At 65.3% G+C, this 17,973-nt stretch carries 16 protein-coding genes and 3 pseudogenes; 13 read left to right on the top strand and 6 right to left on the bottom strand.

Going from position 1 to position 17,973, the window contains the following annotated elements; all coding sequences use genetic code 11:
- Nucleotides 1–104: 104 nt before the first annotated feature.
- The 6 genes from NBE95_RS14390 (at nt 105) to NBE95_RS14365 (ending at nt 5,084) form a co-directional block, all read left to right on the top strand.
- Nucleotides 105–872, top strand: coding sequence for an ABC transporter substrate-binding protein (locus NBE95_RS14390; RefSeq protein ID WP_289894938.1), 768 nt, complete (start codon nt 105–107; stop codon nt 870–872).
- 136 nt (nt 873–1,008) lie between these two features.
- Nucleotides 1,009–1,920: a dihydrodipicolinate synthase family protein gene (locus NBE95_RS14385; RefSeq protein WP_289894937.1), complete on the top strand. Its 912-nt coding sequence runs from the start codon at nt 1,009–1,011 to the stop codon at nt 1,918–1,920.
- Between the two features lies 1 nt (nt 1,921).
- Entirely contained in the window at nt 1,922–2,626 is a 705-nt protein-coding gene (locus NBE95_RS14380; RefSeq protein WP_289894936.1) for an amino acid ABC transporter permease, read from the top strand.
- Complete coding sequence (locus NBE95_RS14375; RefSeq protein WP_289894935.1) at nt 2,623–3,399, top strand: amino acid ABC transporter ATP-binding protein; 777 nt, start codon at nt 2,623–2,625, stop codon at nt 3,397–3,399. Before NBE95_RS14380 ends, NBE95_RS14375 begins: the two co-directional genes overlap by 4 nt.
- A 55-nt stretch (nt 3,400–3,454) precedes the next feature.
- The gene (locus NBE95_RS14370; RefSeq protein ID WP_289894934.1) at nt 3,455–4,255 is read left to right on the top strand and encodes a pyrroline-5-carboxylate reductase dimerization domain-containing protein; all 801 of its coding nucleotides are present in this window, start codon (nt 3,455–3,457) and stop codon (nt 4,253–4,255) included.
- A 136-nt stretch (nt 4,256–4,391) separates the two neighbouring features.
- On the top strand, nt 4,392–5,084 hold the full coding sequence (locus NBE95_RS14365; RefSeq protein WP_289894933.1) for a GntR family transcriptional regulator: 693 nt from the start codon (nt 4,392–4,394) through the stop codon (nt 5,082–5,084).
- A gap of 112 nt (nt 5,085–5,196) precedes the next feature.
- Here NBE95_RS14365 and NBE95_RS14360 read toward each other — a convergent pair.
- From NBE95_RS14360 to proC, 4 genes and pseudogenes are all read right to left on the bottom strand, one after another.
- Nucleotides 5,197–5,289: pseudogene (locus NBE95_RS14360) on the bottom strand (IS5/IS1182 family transposase); the annotation flags it as partial.
- Nucleotides 5,290–5,422: 133 nt separating this feature from the next.
- Nucleotides 5,423–5,838, bottom strand: a pseudogene (locus NBE95_RS14355) (transposase); the annotation flags it as partial.
- A 423-nt stretch (nt 5,839–6,261) separates the two neighbouring features.
- Nucleotides 6,262–6,864, bottom strand: coding sequence for an XRE family transcriptional regulator (locus tag NBE95_RS14350; protein ID WP_199259142.1), 603 nt, complete (start codon nt 6,862–6,864; stop codon nt 6,262–6,264).
- A gap of 194 nt (nt 6,865–7,058) precedes the next feature.
- A complete protein-coding gene (gene proC / locus NBE95_RS14345; RefSeq protein WP_289894932.1) occupies nt 7,059–7,862 on the bottom strand; it encodes a pyrroline-5-carboxylate reductase in 804 nt (267 codons plus the stop codon).
- A 203-nt stretch (nt 7,863–8,065) separates the two neighbouring features.
- Here proC and NBE95_RS14340 point away from each other — a divergent pair, with 203 nt between their 5' ends.
- From NBE95_RS14340 to NBE95_RS14310, 7 genes and pseudogenes are all read left to right on the top strand, one after another.
- Nucleotides 8,066–9,511: an FAD-binding oxidoreductase gene (locus NBE95_RS14340; protein WP_289894931.1), complete on the top strand. Its 1,446-nt coding sequence runs from the start codon at nt 8,066–8,068 to the stop codon at nt 9,509–9,511.
- A 36-nt stretch (nt 9,512–9,547) separates the two neighbouring features.
- On the top strand, nt 9,548–10,630 hold the full coding sequence (locus NBE95_RS14335; RefSeq protein ID WP_289894930.1) for an ABC transporter substrate-binding protein: 1,083 nt from the start codon (nt 9,548–9,550) through the stop codon (nt 10,628–10,630).
- Between the two features lie 23 nt (nt 10,631–10,653).
- Nucleotides 10,654–11,736, top strand: coding sequence for an ABC transporter ATP-binding protein (locus NBE95_RS14330; protein WP_289894929.1), 1,083 nt, complete (start codon nt 10,654–10,656; stop codon nt 11,734–11,736).
- A 38-nt stretch (nt 11,737–11,774) separates the two neighbouring features.
- On the top strand, nt 11,775–13,499 hold the full coding sequence (locus NBE95_RS14325) for an ABC transporter permease subunit (RefSeq protein WP_289894928.1): 1,725 nt from the start codon (nt 11,775–11,777) through the stop codon (nt 13,497–13,499).
- A 17-nt stretch (nt 13,500–13,516) separates the two neighbouring features.
- A complete protein-coding gene (locus NBE95_RS14320; protein WP_289894927.1) occupies nt 13,517–14,407 on the top strand; it encodes a dihydrodipicolinate synthase family protein in 891 nt (296 codons plus the stop codon).
- 12 nt (nt 14,408–14,419) lie between these two features.
- The gene (locus NBE95_RS14315) at nt 14,420–15,559 is read left to right on the top strand and encodes an alpha-hydroxy acid oxidase (RefSeq protein WP_289894926.1); all 1,140 of its coding nucleotides are present in this window, start codon (nt 14,420–14,422) and stop codon (nt 15,557–15,559) included.
- 96 nt (nt 15,560–15,655) lie between these two features.
- Nucleotides 15,656–15,808 (top strand): annotated as a pseudogene (locus tag NBE95_RS14310) (IS481 family transposase); the annotation flags it as partial.
- Nucleotides 15,809–16,137: 329 nt separating this feature from the next.
- Here NBE95_RS14310 and NBE95_RS14305 read toward each other — a convergent pair.
- Nucleotides 16,138–17,673 (bottom strand): phospholipase D family protein, encoded by a 1,536-nt coding sequence (locus NBE95_RS14305; RefSeq protein WP_289894925.1) that lies wholly within the window; start codon nt 17,671–17,673, stop codon nt 16,138–16,140.
- A 78-nt stretch (nt 17,674–17,751) separates the two neighbouring features.
- Nucleotides 17,752–17,928 carry a TetR/AcrR family transcriptional regulator C-terminal domain-containing protein gene (locus NBE95_RS22425; RefSeq protein WP_354670359.1) on the bottom strand — a complete coding sequence of 59 codons (177 nt, stop codon included), beginning with the start codon at nt 17,926–17,928 and terminating at the stop codon, nt 17,752–17,754.
- Nucleotides 17,929–17,973: the final 45 nt, after the last annotated feature.

Here is a 17,973-nt window from a genome sequence, read left to right as displayed (position 1 = left end):
CAGCTGACACGCATCTCCAGGTTACACGCTCGGGCAGCGGAGGATATTCTTGACGCATCAATTGCACTATGTTGTTATACATTCATATCAACATGGAGTGTACAATGAAACGGCTCAAGATCGCTCTCGCAGCGGCGCTGGTTCTGGGGGGTGCCGCCCAGGCGCAGGAAACCCTTCGCATCGGCACCTCGCTTACGCAGATGCCCTGGGGTTTCTATGATCAGGACCAGAAGCCGACCGGCGTGGATGTCGCGCTGTGCGGCGCGCTGGCCGAAAGGCTGGGCGCCACGGCCGAATTCATCAGCCTTGACTTCAAGGGGTTGATTCCGGCCTTGCAGGCCGATCGCTTCGATATCGTCTGCGCGGCCATGTATGTGACGCCGGAACGCCAGGAGGCGATCGGGATGGTGCCCTATATCCAGGCCAGCCAGACCGTCATCGCCCATGAAACCGCGCCAATCCAGGGAATCGAGGAGCTTTGCGGCCATTCCGCCAGCGTGCTGCAAGGCTCGGGCTCGCTGAAGGTTCTCGAAGAGGCCAGCGCCGCATGCTCGGCCAGGGGCGAGGCGGCGATCCGCATCCAATCCTTCGATTCGCAGCCCGTCGCGATGCGCGCGCTGGAAAACGGCAGCGTCGATACCTTCATCGCCACCGATTCGCTGATCTCCTACTACATGAAGAAAATGCCGGGGCTGAAAAAGATCGCCACCGGCATCAAGCCGACCGTGCTGGGCATCGGCCTGCCCAAGGGCGATGCAGAGCTGGCGGCCAGGCTGCGGGACGGGCTGACGGCAATGAAGGCCGATGGCAGCTATGCCGCGATCCTCAAGGAATGGGATATCGAGACGGCGGCCGTGGAAAGCTTCAACTAGGCCCGCGCGGTGCCGCGACCCCCGGGGGCGCGTCACCGCATCACCAACGGATCAACGCGACGGGCGCAGCCCGCACCCCCGCCCGGGGGCCGATGCCTGTCGCCCCGACGACAACCGCTTTGAAAGGCACAGACAGATGAAGACCGAACTTCGCGGCATCCTCAGCGCGATCCTGACCCCGTTCAACACAAGCGACGGGCAACTGGACGAAGGGGCCTACAAGGCGCTTGTCCGTTCGCAGGTCGCGGCCGGCATCCATGGCATCGTCGCCAGCGGCTCGACCGGGGAACATCCGGCGCTGAGCGTCGCGGAACGCCAACGCGTCTTTGCCCTTGCAACCGAGGCGGCGGCCGGCGGTTGCGACGTGATCGCGCATGTCGGCTCGAACAATGTCCGCGATGCGCTGGAACTGACCCGCGCCGCCAAGGATCAGGGCGTCGACCAGATGCTGGTCGTCACCCCCTATTTCGACCGGCTGAAATTCCACGAGGTCCAGCGCTTCCTGGAAAAGGTCGTGGCGATCGCCGGCGGACCGATCATCTATTACGACACCCCGGGCATCACCGGTCTGGACATTTCCGAAGAGCAGATGGTGACGCTGCGCCAGGACGGGCTGGTCTCCCATATCAAGGACAGTCCGGCGAGCTTTACCCGCACCATGCGGATGCTGTCGAACCCGGATGCACCGACCGTCCTGGCCGGCTCCGATCCGGCGCTGCTGGCGGTGCTGGCACATGGTGCGCCGGGTTCGATCATCGGGGCCTCGACCTTTGTGCCGGAACTCTGCGTCGCGCTGTACGACGCGGCCACCGCGCGCGATCTGCCGCGCGCGCTGCAGATCTGGGACCGGCTGTGGCCGATCCTGAACTTCATGCTGCTGAACGGCTATGTCGCGCTGGCCAAAGCCGGATCTGCGATCCGCGGCCTGCCGCTGGGCGAGCCGCGCGAGCCGGTGACACCCGCCTCGGACGAATTGCGCCAGAAGTTGCGCGCGATCCTGGAGCAGTCGGCGGTCGGACCGCTGGCCCTTGACGGGGCGAGGGACTGACATGGCCGCCTGGGACTGGTCCGTCTTTTACCATAACCTGACCCGCCCCGCCATTCTGGCGGGGTTGTGGACCACGGTCTGGCTGACGCTGGTCACCCTGGCCCTGGCGATCATCCTTGGGTCGGTCGTGGCCCTGATCGGGCGCATAGACACCTTCGCCACGCGCTGGTTCTATCAGGGTTACGTCGCCTTTTTTCGCGCAACGCCGCTGCTGGTGCAGCTGGTCTTTCTGTACAGCGCCTTGCCACAGATGGGCATCAACCTGACGGTGGTGCAGGCGGCGATCATCGGCCTGATGCTGTCCGAAAGCCCCTATGTGGCGGAAATCGTGCGTTCCTCGATCTCGGCCGTGCCGGTCGCGCAATGGGAGGCGTCAAAGGCCATCGGAATGCGCCCCGCGACCATCATGCGCAAGATCATCGCGCCACAGGCGCTGCGCATCGCGGTGCCGCCGCTGGGCAACGAGTTCGTGCGGCAGTTGAAAAACACCTCGCTGGTCTCGGTGATCTCGATGACCGAGCTGTTCCGCGCGACCGACAACCTGATGCAATCGAATTTCCGCGTGCTCGAGGCGCTGACGGTCGCCACGATCTATTACCTTGGCCTGACCGCGATCTGGACCATCCTGCAGAACGCCTTCGAGCGCCGCAATTCCAGGTGGTTCGCCGAAACCGGCAAACCCGCGAAGACAGGAGCGGTGGCATGACCCAATCCTTTATCGAGGTCGACCGGGTGGTCAAGACATACGGAGGCTATACCGCGCTCAAGACGGTGTCGCTGTCGGTCGACAAGGGGCAGGCTGTGGCGCTGATCGGGCCAAGCGGCTCGGGGAAAAGCACGCTTCTGCGCTGCATCAACGCGCTTGAGACGATCGCGTCGGGCACCATCCGCGTCGAAGGGGTCGAGATCGGCTATGCACCGCAATCCTCGGGTCAGAAGCGCCTGCCCGAACCGAAGATCGCCCGGCAGCGCGAAGACATCGGCATGGTCTTTCAAAGCTTCAACCTGTTTCCGCACATGACGGCGCTGGACAATGTCGCCTCGGGACCCCGACTGGTACGCGGGACGGCCGCTGCCCAGGCCCATGCCCGAGCGATGCAGCTGCTGGACCGGGTGGGGCTGGCCGACAAGGCGCAGAACTTTCCGCGCCAGCTGTCGGGCGGCCAGCAGCAGCGCGTCGCCATCGCCCGCGCCCTGGCGATGGATCCCAAGGTGATGCTGTTCGACGAGCCGACCTCGGCCCTGGATCCGGAAACCGTGCAAGAGGTGCTGAACGTCATCCGCGAGGTGCGCGAATCCGGCATGACCATGCTGATCGCAACGCATGAGATGGAGTTCGCGCGCCATGTCTCGGACCAGACCATCTTCATGGAGGCGGGCCAGATCGTCGAACATGGCCCCTCGTCCCAGGTGCTGTTCGCACCACAAACGGATCGCTGCCAGCGGTTCCTGTCCGGACTGACCGGCGCACGCGGTTAATCCCATTCCCCCGCCGGGCGGCAATTCAATCTCCATAGTTTCAAGGAAGAATATCATGACCATCGACAAGCGGATCGGGATCATCGGCGGCAATGGCTGGCTGGGCAATGCGATCGCCAGCGCCGCCGTGGCCAGCGGCACCATTGCCGGTGAGCGGCTTATCCTTTCGGGTCGCTCCGACAAACGCGGCGCCTTGCCGGTGCCCGGCGCGGTTCATACCCGCGACAATGCCGAACTGGCTGCAGGCGCAGATATAATCGTGCTTTGCGTGCCGCCTCAGGACTTTCCCGAGGTGGATATCAACGCATCCGGAAAACTGGTGATCTCGGTCATGGCGGGCGTCGCCGCGCAGGCCATCGCCGATAGGACTGGCGCGCGTGAAGTCGTCCGCGCCATCCCGAATGCAGCGGCGGCGATCCGGCAATCCTTTACCCCGTGGTATGCCGTGCCGGGCGTTTCTGACGCCAACAAGCAGATCGTTCAGGAACTGTTCGATTCCTGCGGTGAAGGCGCCGAAGTCCCTGAGGAGGCGCATATCGACTATTGCGTCGGCATGACCGGCTCGGGTGCCGCCTTCCCGGCATTGCTGGCCGAGGCGCTGGTGGCGCATGCCACCTCGCAGGGTTTGCCCGCGACCTTTGCGCAGCGCGCGGCCAAGGGCGTGGTCGCGGGCGCCAGCCAGCTTTTTGCAGGCGCGGAGGCCGATACGGCCGCCATCGTGCAAGGAATGATCGACTATCGCGGCACCACCGCCGCTGCGCTGCAAACCATGCTTGACAATGGCTTCGACCGCGCCGTCGCCTTGGGGCTGAAAGCCGCCTCGGCCAAGGCCGCGGCTCTTGGCAAGGCTACGTGATTGGACCCTTCTGGCCCATGCGTTGTCTTGGCTCGAAGAGATGTTACAAATCGGCCATGTCCGGTTCTGGCGCGCGATCTGCGCCAGGATCGGGCAGGCGCAGGGGCGCGAGCCCGCAACGACACGGAAGCTGGGAATGAGAACAGGCAAGACCGCGCTTTACGAGGATCTGAAGCACCAGATCCTGACGCTGGAACGCGCCCCGGACGAGGATCTGGACGAGGTCGGCCTTGGCGAAAGCTACGGCATCTCGCGCACGCCGGTCAGGGATGTGCTGCGCCAGCTAGCGGGCGAAGGCTATGTCCTGATCCGCGAAAACCGCGGCGCCCGCGTCATTCCGATGAACCATGCCACGATGCGAGATTTCTTTTCGGTTGCGCCGGTCATCTATGAGGCGGTGGCGCGTTTGGCGGTGCGGAACTTCCGGCCGCAGCAATTGCAGGAACTGAAGTCCTGCCAGGCGCGCTTTCGCGCAGCGCTGGGATCGCGCGATCACGTCGCGATGGTGGTCGAAAACACCCTCTTTCACGCGGTGATCGGCGACATGTCGGCAAGCACCTTCCTGAGCCCCAGCTACAGCAAGCTCCTCATTGACCACGCCCGGATCGGCCACACCTTCTTTCGCCCCAAGACCGCAGAGATGGAGGAGGAATTGCGGCAATCTTGCGACCAGCACGACCAGATGATCGAGGCCATCGCCCGCCAGGATGAAGAGGGCATGGTCCAGCTCATCTACCAGCATTGGGGCATCTGCCGCAGCAACATGGAAATGTTCATTGCCCCGCGCGAACTCCCTTCGACCACGCTGCAAAAATCATCGTTGCGGTAGAGAATAACCAGAGCCGGACCATCGATATTCTGAGCTTGTATAGTCCAGATGGCCCAAGAATGTTTGCGCCGTGGTTCCAGCCAAGCTTTCTGTGGAGCAGATCGCTGTCTAGTCATGTTGAAAAATGGCGGAACCACAGCCTGATACAGACGATATCGACGAAGCCGAGGAAGCTGTCTGCGGTTTTATCGTATCACTCCGATAACGACGAACGGCAGCGCCATCGCCACCAGCATTGCACCAAGCGGGGGGGGCCGACAAGCGCGTTGCCGGTCAGTTCCACGCTCCACACCCTGCCTATTCGCAGCCTCCAGCCGCTCATGCCGGGTGAACTGCTGCTCGTCGCCCCGACCGCGGGGAGTGCGGCGCTGCGTGGAGCGATGCTGCCCCAACACACCGCACATCCGTCGCTCCGAGACACGCGGCAGCACAGTGCGAACGTGGTCGATGCAGGCCCGGCGGCGCGAGCGGCTCAAAAGTTTCGCTGCGCGGACCTGTGGTTCCTCGTGCCGCCTTCGTCAGGATCAGCCTGTCCAGCGTCAGATCGGCAACCGCCTTGCGAAGCCGCTCGTTCTCCTTCTGGAACTCCTTCAACTGGCGAAGCTGATCGCGACCGCCATACTGCTTGCGCCACCTGTGATAGGTCAACTCGGAAACACCGATCTGGCGCCATCGTCATCCCCTGGTCGCGCAGCACTTCAACCTGCCACAGCTTCGTCACGATCTCATCGGGCTGGTATCGCTTCTGTGCCATGGTGGTCCTCCTTCATGGTCAAACCATACCTCAAGGTGGAGCCGTAAAATGGGGGTGGATCAGACGAAGACGCGATCTGCTGCGGCCGCTGCGGGCCGGAGTGGAATATTGCCCCCGCCGGACCGGGTCAGGCGGCTGAACGCACGCGGGCCGGACCTGTCGGGCATTGCCAAGGGCCAGGCTGCCGATCGGATGGCCGCCATGCCGCGCATGCGCTGATCGAATTGAGCGGCCGGGCGCTTGCCCCCGCGGTTCGATGATCCGGCAGGAAACACGCCAAAGCCGCAAGCCACCCCCCTTGCCGGGCATGCGACCTGTGGCACCGCGATTCAGCAGACGGAGCGGGATGCCCATGCAACTGGCCAGCATCCCGCCGCAGCAAGCTTTCCGCGTCCGGCCCCGAGGTGCGAGCGCGTCTTTGCCTCAGGCCGTCCGCGTGCCCAGCACCCAGATCAGTTCGGCATCGACATCGCCTTGCGAGGTCCAGCAATGCTCGGTCGAGGCATCGTAATACATGCTGTCGCCGGGATAGAGCACCAGCGGCTCGTAGATCCGGCTGTGGATAACCAGTTCCCCCTTGAGGACGGTCAGGAAGATCTCGCCGTCCGAAACGCCCCATGCCTCGTAATCCTCGGGCGAGCGGGCCTTGACCACGGTGCGGATGGGCGTGAAGCACTTGTCCTTGAGATCCGCGCAAAGCAGCTTGTTGTTGCAGGTGGCGTTGTTCAGGTTGTCGCCTTGCCCGGCCCGGGCAATGCTGCGGCGGCCGGTGGTGGGCGCGTGGCCGGGCTCGTCGCCCAGCAAGGCTGACAGCTCGACCTGAAGGCCGCTGGCGATGCGCTGCAAGGTGGTCAGCGTCGGCGAAAGGTCGTTGCGCTCGATCTTGGACAGCGCCGAGGTCGATACGCCGGTCAGGCGAGCGACCTCCTGCAAGGTCAGCTGCTGGCCCTTGCGAAGCGCCTTCAGCCGCGGGCCAAGCTCCAGCGGCCGCTCCCGCCGGGGACGGGCTGTGCGGCGCTGCCTCATTGCGATGTCACCAATCTGGTTCACGATCGGCATGTTTCTCCAGCCTTGCATTCCTGACGTCACGTTATCCGCTGCGCGGCATCCCTGTCCCGCGCGAATTCCCCCCGCCCCGAACTTTCCCGCGCCCTGGTGCCCTGTAAACATAGGATGGCGGGAAGGTCTCGATAAGGCCGGGGCAAGATCGGCGTCCGCTATTACCCCAAGGCGACCGAACGGTCGCGGGCCGCCTCTGCCGCGCGCGCGATCAGCTCCGACAGGCCATCCGGCCGCATCAGCACCGCAAGCGCGGCCGCCGTGGTGCCGGCGGGGCTGGTGACCTCGTAGCGCAGCTCGGACGCATCGCGGCCGCTGGCTACCATCAACTCGGCGGCGCCGCCGACCGTGCCGCGGGCAAGCTGCCGCGCCAGCACCTCGGACAGGCCCAGGGTGCGAGCCGCCTGTTCCAGCACCTCGGCAAAAAGGAACAGATAGGCCGGACCGGAACCCGAAATCGCCGTCACCGCGTCGATCTGCGCCTCGGTCTCAAGGGCGACGACCTCGCCCACCGCCGTGAACATCCGCGTCGCAAGCGCCAGATGCCCGGACCCGGCATGGTCATTGCCGATGATCGCCGTCATGCCGCGACCGACCAGCGCAGGCGTATTGGGCATCGCCCGGATGATCGGGCGGTCGCCAAGCGCCGCACCGTATTGCTGCAGCGAGACCCCGGCCGCGACCGACAGCACCGGCACATCCCCGGGCAGCGCCGCAAGACCCGCCAACACCTCCGCCATCATCTGCGGCTTGACTGCCAGCAACACGACCGCCGGCCGGACGGGCCGGGGGGCGTTGACATGCGCGCCCTGCGCGGCAAGCGCCAGCAACCTTTCGCCGGGATGCGGATCCTCGATCCACAGGCTGGCGGGCTGCAATCCCTGCGCGATCCATCCGTCCAGCAGCGCCCCGCCCATCCGGCCGCAACCGACCACCAGCACGCCGCCATCGTTCAGATCTTTCATCGGGATCGCTCCTTGTGCTGCGGGCCATCGCAGGCCCTAATCCCTGTCTAGCGGATAAAACTTCTCCACTAAAGTGCTTAATTTATCCTATACGATAAATTTTTCTATCATTGCTCGATTATTTGAGCTAGGAGAACGGAAGGAACGATTCTGCGGACGAAGCATCGCGAAGATGTCGCCCCCAAGGATCTGGAGGAAATCATATGACGTCTGCGACCCGACACGAGTCCTCTCGCACGCTTCTGATGGACGAGATCCGCGCATTGCTCGGCCCCGGCGCCGTGCTGGAGAACCCGGCCGAGATCCAGGGCTATTGCACCGACGCAAGGCGCAAATTCCACGCACCCGCGCTTTGCGTCTGCAAGCCGCGCGACACGGCCGAGGTCGCAGCGCTGGTCAAACTGCTGCATGCGCATGGCTGGCCGATGCTGCCGCAAGGCGGCAATACCAGCCTGTGCGGTGGGGCGACGCCCGATGACCGCCTGCCGGTGATCGTCTCGACCGAACGCCTCAACAAGCTGCGCGCCGTCGACCCCTTCGGGCTGACCATCGCCGCCGACGCGGGCTGCACCATCGCCCAGTTGCAGGAGGCGGCCGGCGCCGACGGGTTGCTCTATCCCGTCAGCCTCGGCTCCGAGGGAAGCTGCCAGTTGGGCGGCACCATCGCCACCAATGCCGGCGGCACGGCGGTGCTGCGCTATGGCACCACGCGCGCGAATACGCTGGGGCTGGAGGTCGTGCTGCCCGACGGCCGGGTGCTGGACATGATGCGGGCGCTGCACAAGGATACCGCCGGCTACGACCTGAAGCAGCTTTTCATCGGTGCCGAGGGCACGTTGGGCATCGTCACCGGCGCGGTCATGCGGCTTTATCCCGCCGCCCCGGCGATCGGCATGTGCTGGCTGCGCATCGCCGGGCCGGCCGAGGCGCTGGAGCTTCTGCAACTGTTCCGCCGCCATGCCGGGCGCAGCCTGACGGCCTTTGAGCTGATGAACGCCCAGCAGCTTGCCAATGTGCTGGACCACGGCAGCCACGCCGCGCCGGTCGAGGGCCGCGAGGGCTGGCACCTGATGGTCGAACTGGCCGATACCGCCTCTGCCGACCTCGACGCGTTGATGGTCGAGATACTGGAGCAGGCATTCGAGGCCGGGCTGGTCCTTGACGGCAGCATCGCGCAGAACCTGACGCAGGCCGAGACGATGTGGGCGATCCGCCACAGCGTGACGGAATCGAATGCCCGGGTCGGGGTCAGCATCACCTCGGACACGGCGGTTCCGGTGGCTCGCGTCCCCGAATTCATCGCCCGCGCCACGGATGCCGTCATGCAGGTCCATCCCGGCATTCTCGTGACCGTGGTGGGCCATGTCGGCGACGGCAACATCCATTTCATCGCGCTGTTTGCGCATGACCTCTGGGCGGCGCTGCCCGACCGCCCGGTGGTCGAGGCGCAGGTGCGCAACGCGGTCAACGACATCGCCATCGCGCTTGGCGGCACCTTCAGCGCCGAGCATGGCGTCGGCCAGACCATGACCGGGCTGATGGAGCGCTACAAGACCGGCCCCGAGCTCGACCTGATGCGCGCGCTGAAACGCTGCATCGACCCTGACGGACTGATGAACCGCGACCGCGTCATCGGCCCGACCGCCTGACCACCCGACAAGACCAATCAACGGGAGAGACGTGACATGACGAAACCCACCATGCCGACGATCAAACGTCGGACCCTTCTGCTGGGGGCGGCTGCAGGGCTGGCCGCGCCGGCGATCTGGCGCCCCTCGGGTGCGCGCGCCCAGTCCACCCGCATCGTGGTGCGCGACGACGGCGGCATCTATACCCAGGCCTATACAGAGATCTTCTATCGCCCCTTCACCGAGACGACTGGAATCGAGGTCGTGCCCGCCCAGGCCCAGGCCGAGCCGACCGCGCAGATCCGCTCGATGGTGGAAACCGGGACCTATACCTGGGACATGGGCAAGATCTCGGTCCCAGCAGTGCTGCAACTGACCACGGGCGAAACCAAGTATCTGGAACCCGTGGGACTGGATGCCGAGGCGGTGATCCAGTCGATCCCGGCGCATTTCCGCAACGAATACCAGGTCGGCACCAACGTCTATACCACCGTACTGGCCTATCGCCGCGACGCCTTTGAAGGGCGCGAGGCGCCTGCCTCCTGGGCGGACCTGATGGACCCCGAGAAGTTCCCCGGCCGCCGCGCCCTGCGCCGCCACCCCTATGACACGCTGGAACAGGCGCTGATGGCCGACGGCGTGCCCGCGGACCAGGTCTATCCGCTGGACCTGGACCGTGCCTTCGCCCGGCTGGACAAGGTGCAGCCCGCCACCGACATCTGGTGGACCAGCGGCGCGCAGGCCGAACAGCTGTTGATCTCGGGCGAGGTCGATCTGATTTCGACCTGGGTGTCGCGCGCACAATCGGCGCAGGCGGCAGGCGCCCCGGTCGAGATCGTCTGGAACCAGAACATCTGGGGCTGCGACGGCTGGTCGATCCTGAAGGGCACGCCCAATGCCGATGCCTGCCGCGAGTTGATCAAGTTCGCCTCGGACCCGGCGCGCATGGCACAGCTGGTCAAGTTCTTCCCGGCCGGCGTGGTGCAGCCGGCGGCCTTCGAAACCATCCCGGCGGACGCGGCCAAGAACTGCCCGACCTATCCGGCGAACATCGAGACCGGGTTGCAGATCGACGCCGCCTATTGGCTGGAGAACGCCGACCCGGTGATCGAGCGCTTCAACAGCTGGTTCATCGGCTAGGCCCCGGGGAAACGGATCGCGACATGAGCACTTTGGAAACGCAGGGCCTGGGCAAGGTCTATGGCGACTTCGTCGCCCTTGCACCGACCAACCTGAAAGTCGAGAAGGGCGAGTTCCTGACGCTGCTCGGGCCATCCGGCTCGGGCAAGACCACGCTGCTGAGCCTGATCGCCGGGCTGGCCGAGGCCGACAGCGGGCGCATCCTGATGAACGACCGGGATGTGACCTACGCACCGCCCTATCAGCGCGACATCGGCATGATGTTCCAGAACTATGCGCTGTTCCCGCACATGACCATCGCCGAGAACATCGCCTTTCCGCTGAAGATGCGCGGCACGCCTGCGGCCGAGATCAGGCGGCTGGTGCAGGAGGCGCTGGACATGGTGCGCCTGCCCCATATCGCGGACCGTTTCCCCAAGGAGCTGTCCGGCGGACAGCAGCAGCGCGTGGCGCTTGCGCGCTGCACCATCTATCGCCCCTCGGTCATCCTGATGGACGAGCCGCTGGGCGCGCTGGACAAGAAGCTGCGCGACCAGATGCAGTTCGAGATCCTGCGCATCCACAAGGAGATCGGCGGCACCATCGTCTATGTCACCCACGACCAGGAAGAGGCGATGACCATGTCGGACCGCATCTGCCTGATGAACGGCGGCAGGATCGCGCAGCTGGGCAGCCCGGCCGACCTATATTTCCGCCCGCAATCGCTGTTCGTCGCCGATTTCCTGGGCGAGGCGAACCTGCTGGAAGGCCGCCTCGTCTCGGGCGCGGACGGCGAGGGCGTGGTGCGGCTGGGCGATGCCAGCGAGATCCGCGTCACCCTGCCTCGGCCGCTGGGTCATGGCGCGGCGGTCAAGGTCATGCTGCGGCCGCAGAACATCCGCCTTGAGGCCACGCCCGGCGAGGGGCTGAACGCCAGGCTGCGCAGCTGGAGCGTGACCGGCGCCAGCACTAAGTTCTTCCTCGACGCGCCGGCGATCGGGTCCGAGCCGCTGATCGCCACCCGCGCCACCGCGATGAGCGCCCATGCCCCCGAGCCCGGCCGCGACTATCGCCTGAGCTTCGATCCGCGCGACGCCGTCGCCATCCCCGCCGACGAGGCCGCCTGATGACCGCCATCCCCGCCCCGGCTGCGACCCGCAGGCCGATGAGCCGCAGAAGCAAGCAGCTTCTGATGGCCGCGCCGATGGTGCTGCTGCTGGTGACCTTCCTGATCTACCCTTCGGCGCAGCTTTTCCTGCTGTCCTTCCAGAAGGGCGGTGGCTTTACGCTGGAAAACTACCAGCGCCTGCTCGGCACACCGGTCTATCTGACAGTGATGATGCTGACGCTGAAGATCTCGGTCGTGACCACGATCTTTGCCGTCATCGCCGGCTATCCGGTAGCCTATCTAATCTCGATCCTGCCGAAAGCGAAAAAGGGCCGGATCCTGTTCTGGATCCTGCTGTCCTTCTGGACCTCGTTCCTGGTGCGCGCCTTCGCCTGGATCATCCTGCTGGGCCGCAACGGCGTCGTAAACAAACTGTTGCAGACGCTGGGCATCACCGATGCGCCCATCGCGCTGATGTACAATTTCTCGGCCGTCGTCATCGGCATGGTCCACGCGCTCTTGCCGCTGGCGGTGCTGACCATGCTGTCGGTGATGGAGAACATCGACCGCAACCTGACCCGCGCCGCCTCGACCCTGGGCGCCAAACCCGGCATGGCCTTCTGGAAGATCTACTTTCCGCTGTCCTTCCCCGGCGTGACTTCGGGGGCGCTGATGGTCTTCGTCACCGCCATCGGCTTCTTCATCTTCCCGGCCCTGCTGGGCGGCCGTCGCGAGACGATGATCACCCAGATCATCATCGAGCAGATCATCCAGACCATGAACTGGGGTTTTGCCAGCGCCGTCGCCGTGCTGCTGCTGGCGGTCGTGCTGCTGGTCTTCGTCCTTTACGACCGCGCCGTCGGGCTTTCGACCATGACCGGCGAATCCTCGGCCAGGAAAGGCCGGCCCGGCCGCAAGAGGATCTTCTCGCGCATCGGAGATGCGATCCTGACCGGGCTGGGCCATGCCTCGGACGCGATCATCGGGCTGTTTCCCCGCCGCCGCGCGCGCGAAGGCGCGCCGCGCCCGCTGGTGGGCTTCGTCACTGTGCTGCTGGCGGTGATGACGCTGCCGGTGCTGCTGATGATCCCGCTGTCCTTCGCGGAAAGCGGGCTGAACTGGCCGCCGCAGGGCTTTACCCTGAAATGGTATCAGCAGATATTCAACTCGCCGATCTGGATGAGCGCGCTGACCCGCTCGCTGGTCGTCGGCTTCAGCACCGCGGTCCTGGCGCTGCTGATCGGCACGCCTGTCGCCTTCCTCATGGTGCGCGGCAAGATGCGGGGCAAGACGGCATTGCTGGCCTTTACCCTGATGCCGGTGGTGATGCCGAACATGATCCTGTCGGTCGGGCTGTTCTACCTTTATGCCAAGATCGGGCTGGTCGGCACCAACTTGGGCCTGATCATCGGCCATACGGTCATCGCCGTCCCCTATGTGGTGCTGACGGTCATGTCGGTGCTGCGCAACTACGACACCCGGCTGGACCTGGCCGCGCAAAGCCTGGGCGCGACGCCGATCCGCACGCTGCGGCTGGTCACGCTGCCGATCATCGGCGCGGGCATGATCTCGGCCTTCCTTTTCGCCTTCACCATCAGCTTCGATGAACTGACCATCGCGCTTTTCACCTCGGGCGGCATGTCCGCGACCCTGCCCAAGCAGCTTTGGGACGAGGTATCGCTGTCGATTTCGCCGCTGCTCGCCGCGGTCTCGACCTGCCTGTTCCTGTTCGTGACGGTGCTGATCGTCGCGGTCGGACTGCTGAACCGTCGCCAGAAATAAACTTGAACGGATAGACAATGCTGACTTCGAAAGACCTTCGCGGGATCATCCCCGCCCTGCCGACCCTTGTGAACGGCGACGACAGCCTGGCACGCGGCGACATGGCAAAACTCGTCGATCACGTCTATGCCGGGGGCTGCACGGGCGTGCTGCCCATCGGCGGCACCGGCGAATACGGCGCGCTGCCGCATGCGACGCGGGTCGATGCCGTGGCTGTCTGCGCCGAACGCAGCCAGGCCGGACAGACCGTCATGGCCGGGGTGCTGGATGCCGGCTATTACGATGCCATCAAGGCCGGCAAGGATTACGCCGCGGCCGGCGCCAGTTGCCTGCTGGTGCTGACGCCCTATTACACCAATCCGACGCCGATGGGGCTGCGCGACTATTTCATGCGCTATGCCGACGCCTCGCCGGTGCCGGTGCTGATCTACGAGATCCCCTATCGCACCCGCGTCGCCATCCCGCCCGAGGTCACGCATGAGCTGTCGCGGCACCCCAACATCGTCGGCATGAAGGCGTGCAACACCGACATGTATCACTTCCTGCAGGTCGCGGCGGGGGTCGGCGACGACTTCACCATCCTCAGCGGCGAGGACTCGCTGTTCCCCGTGCATATGGCCGCCGGCGCAAAGGGCGGGATCATCGTCACCGCCTCGATGCTGCCGGCCTTCTGGGTCAAGATGCACGACATGCTGGCCGCGGGCGACCTGGCCGGCGCGCTGGCCCTGCACCGCCAGGCCCTGCCGATGATGAACGCGGCCTTCGGCGAGACCAATCCCGGCCCGATGAAATCGGTGCTGGACCTGTTCGGCATCGACGCGCAAAAGGTGCTGATGCCGCTGGATGCCTGTCAGCCCGAACGCTCGGCCCGGCTGCGGACCGAGGTCAGAAAGCTGCTGGCCGCATAGGGACCGCCGGGGATGGCGCCGCTGAACACGGACGATTTCCGCGCGGCCGCGCGGCGGCGCCTGCCGAGGGGCCTGTTTGACTATATCGATCGGGGCACCGAGGACGAGGTTTCGCTGGCCCGCATCCGCGCCTCGCTGGACGGGGTCCGGCTTCGGCCGCGCATCCTGAACGGCGACTGCCCCGCCTCGCTGGAGACCACCCTGCTAGGCCGCCGCCATCCGACCCCGCTGGTGATCGCACCGACCGCGCTGGCCGGCATGGTGGCGGATAGGGGCGAGACGAAACTCGCCCGTGCCGCCAGCCGCTTCGGCATACCCTTCACCGTCTCGACGCAATCGGTTGAGCCGATCGAGGACATCCGCCGCGGCGCCCCCGATGCCAAGCTGTGGTTCCAGCTTTACGTCTGGAAGGACCGCGCCCGCACCGCCGAGTTGCTGCGCCGTGTCGCGGCTTGCGATTGCGACACGCTGGTGCTGACCGTGGACACGCAAATGCCGCCCAAGCGCGAATACAACCAGCGCAACGGCTTCGGCGTGCCGTTCCGGCCCACGCCGTGCAATGTCACCGACATGCTGCGCCATCCGCGCTGGCTGTGGGAGGTGATCCTGCGGCCGGGCCTGCGCCGGGGAATGCCCAGCTATGGCCACTATCCGCCCGAGTTTCGCGCGGGCCTGCTGTCGCCCGTGATGGCCGAGGAGCTGCGCCTGGATCCGGCACTGACATGGCAGGATTTCCGCGCGCTGCGTGACGGCTGGCAGGGCCGGATCATCCTGAAGGGCGTGCTGTCCGCCGAGGACGCCATGCGCGCCAAGGCCGAGGGCGCCGATGCCATCGTGGTCTCGACCCATGGCGGGCGCAATTTCGACGCCCTGCCGACCACCGCCGAGGCTCTGCACCGCATCGCTGCCAATCCCGCCACGGTTCCCGAACTGCTGGCCGACAGCGGCGTGCGGCGCGGCTCGGACGTGCTGAAATACCTCGCCCTCGGCGCCTCGGCCGTCCAGTTGGGCCGCGCGCCGCTATGGGGCCTTGCCGCCGGAGGGGAGGCCGGCGCCGCGGGACTGCTGGAGATCATCCTGGCCGAGATGCGGACGGGGATGGGCTTTCTTGGCGCGCGGACGCTTGCCGATCTTTGCCCCCTCGATAACTGAAGCCGGCCAAGCCGGAGGCGAAGGAACAAGCCAGCGGACACCCTTTCCAGCTGGTCGGACGGGTCAGCGCAGCGCGGGGGACGGTGTTGCCGGGAACTGGGCATCAACCCCAAGACCGTTGCGAAGTGGCGCAAGCGCGCAACGGTCGAGGATATGAAGACCGGACCGTCGGAGCCGCGGTCCACCGTCCTCACCGAAGCCGAAGAGGCGATGGTCGTAGCATTCCGGCGTCATACGCTTCTGCCACTATAGGGAGGACGTGAGGGACATGAAAACTAAAGCTGTCAAAAGAAGCGCCTTCCGAAAGACTGTCGCGGGCGAAGAAGTGAACTTCGCAAGACTCGCTGCACTCGTGGAAGAGACGTGTACGGCATTAAATCAGGGGCTCGCTGACGGTAAGATGGTGGCGGCAGTGATGCGCGACATCTCCGAGAAACCGTCTGATATCATGTAAACGATTCCTTGAACCGAATGACCGCTTTGCGGAGCCTGTTTTTTGCAAGTAGCACTTGCGACGAATGGCGGCTTTCCGCCCTTCACGCTTGCACCATCGCGGATCCCAATCCCCCTTCCGACCTTCACAACAGCCATTCGACCGGCAGGATACCGATCACCGCGATGGCGATCTGCTGGAGCCATGTCGCGCCGGGTTCCTGCTGGTAGATCTCGGTCCGGCCTTCGGGCAGGGTCTCGACCCAGACCATGTTGGCCTCGGGCGTCAGCGCGGGCTGGTAGCTGACCAGCGGGATGGTGTCATCGAAGGCGGTGGAGACTTGCGCGGCCATCATAGGGCTGTCGATCAGGAAGCCCATCTCGCAATTTAGATCGACCGAGCGCGGATCGAAGTTGAACGAGCCGATGAAGACGCGCCGGTGATCGACCGCGAAGGTCTTGGCGTGAAGGCTTGCACCGGAAACCCCCATCGGGAAGATCTGCTTGTCGGATTGAGCCCCGCGCAGCTTCAGCTCGTAAAGCTTCACGCCGGCCTGCAGCAGGTCGCGGCGGTATTTCGTATAGCCGGCATGGACCAGCAGCACGTCGGACGTGTTCAGCGCATTGGTCAGGATATTGACCTCGATGCCTCTGCGCGCCAGATCCGCGAAGACATCGGTGCCTCTGCGGCTCGGCACGAAATAGGCCGAGACCAGGTCCAGCCGCGTCTCGATCCCGCCGAGGGTCTGCACCAGGCGCGAGATCATCAGTTGGTCCTCGGTGGCGATGCCCTGCCCCTTGGCCGGATCGTCGGCCACCAGTTGCACATGGGTCCATTCATGCGCCACCCTCCCCTCGATGGCGGCGCGGGCGCTGCTTTCCACCGCGCCCAGCAATTCGCGGGCCTCGTCGGTCTCGCGCAGGGCGGCGGTCCGCGCCTCGAAGGCGGCGATATCGCCTGCGCCGCCGACCACCCGCTCAAGCTCGATGACCGAGGCGGCGTTCCAATAGGCGTCGAAGACCGCACTGGTCTCCGGCACGACCTGGCCCACGGCGACCGCGTCCATGTCGAGATAGAAGGCATTGCCGATCTGGAAATATTCGTCGCCGATATTGCGCCCGCCGATGATCGCGGCACTGCCGTCCACGATCATGCTCTTGTTGTGCATCCGGCGGTTCATGCGGAAGAAGTCGATGGCATAGCCCAGGTATTTCGGGCTGCGCACCGTCGAGGGGTTGAACAGCCGGATCTGGAAGTTCTCCTGCGCGTTCAGCGTGGCCAGCAGAGGGTCCAGCCCCGGGATGCCGTTGTCGTCCAGAAGCAGCCGCACCCGCACGCCGCGCTGCGCCGCCCGGTGCAACGCGTCCAGAAGCAGCAGGCCCGAAGTGTCGTCGTGCCAGATGTAATATTGCGCGTCGATCGAGGTCTCGGCCAGATCGGCCAGGGTCAGACGGCTGGCCAGCGCATCATGGCTGTTGCCAAGCGCGACCACGCCGGTCTGGCCGGGATGGGCCGAGATCCGATCCGCGAAAGCGCGGCCGATCCGGCCCTGCGCATCCGGCGGCAGCGAGGTCTCATGCGGGCGGGCAGAAACATCCGGCAGCGGAAAGATCAGGCGCAGGGTCAGGATCGCCGCCCCAGCGACCAGAACTGCCAGCAAAAGCCATTTCAGTTTCTGCATGAAACCTGTCCTCCTCCGATTGGGGGCGCTGACCGATCCCCGCCGGGATCTCGAGGCTGCCGCCGCGGGCGATATCCGTCAAGGAAGAGCGCAACCGAAGCCCGGACAGGCCGATCGCTCCCGAGCCGACAAGGGGTCCCGGCCCATAGAGCAGTTCCATGTGGATCGAGCACACAGAAGGGACAGGAACTGCCCGGCCGCCACGGAAGCGTCGGTCAGGTCGAGCTCTCCCTCGTCCCGCGCCGCTGCAAGCATCTCGGACAGGCCCTGCGCGGCCCGGCGCCTCGTCGTGGAAGCGCG

This window comes from Paracoccus sp. TOH (assembly GCF_030388245.1).
GTDB lineage: Bacteria > Pseudomonadota > Alphaproteobacteria > Rhodobacterales > Rhodobacteraceae > Paracoccus > Paracoccus simplex.
The sequence above is the reverse complement of the archived record's forward strand: the minus strand, read 5'-3'. Positions and strand labels throughout refer to the sequence as shown.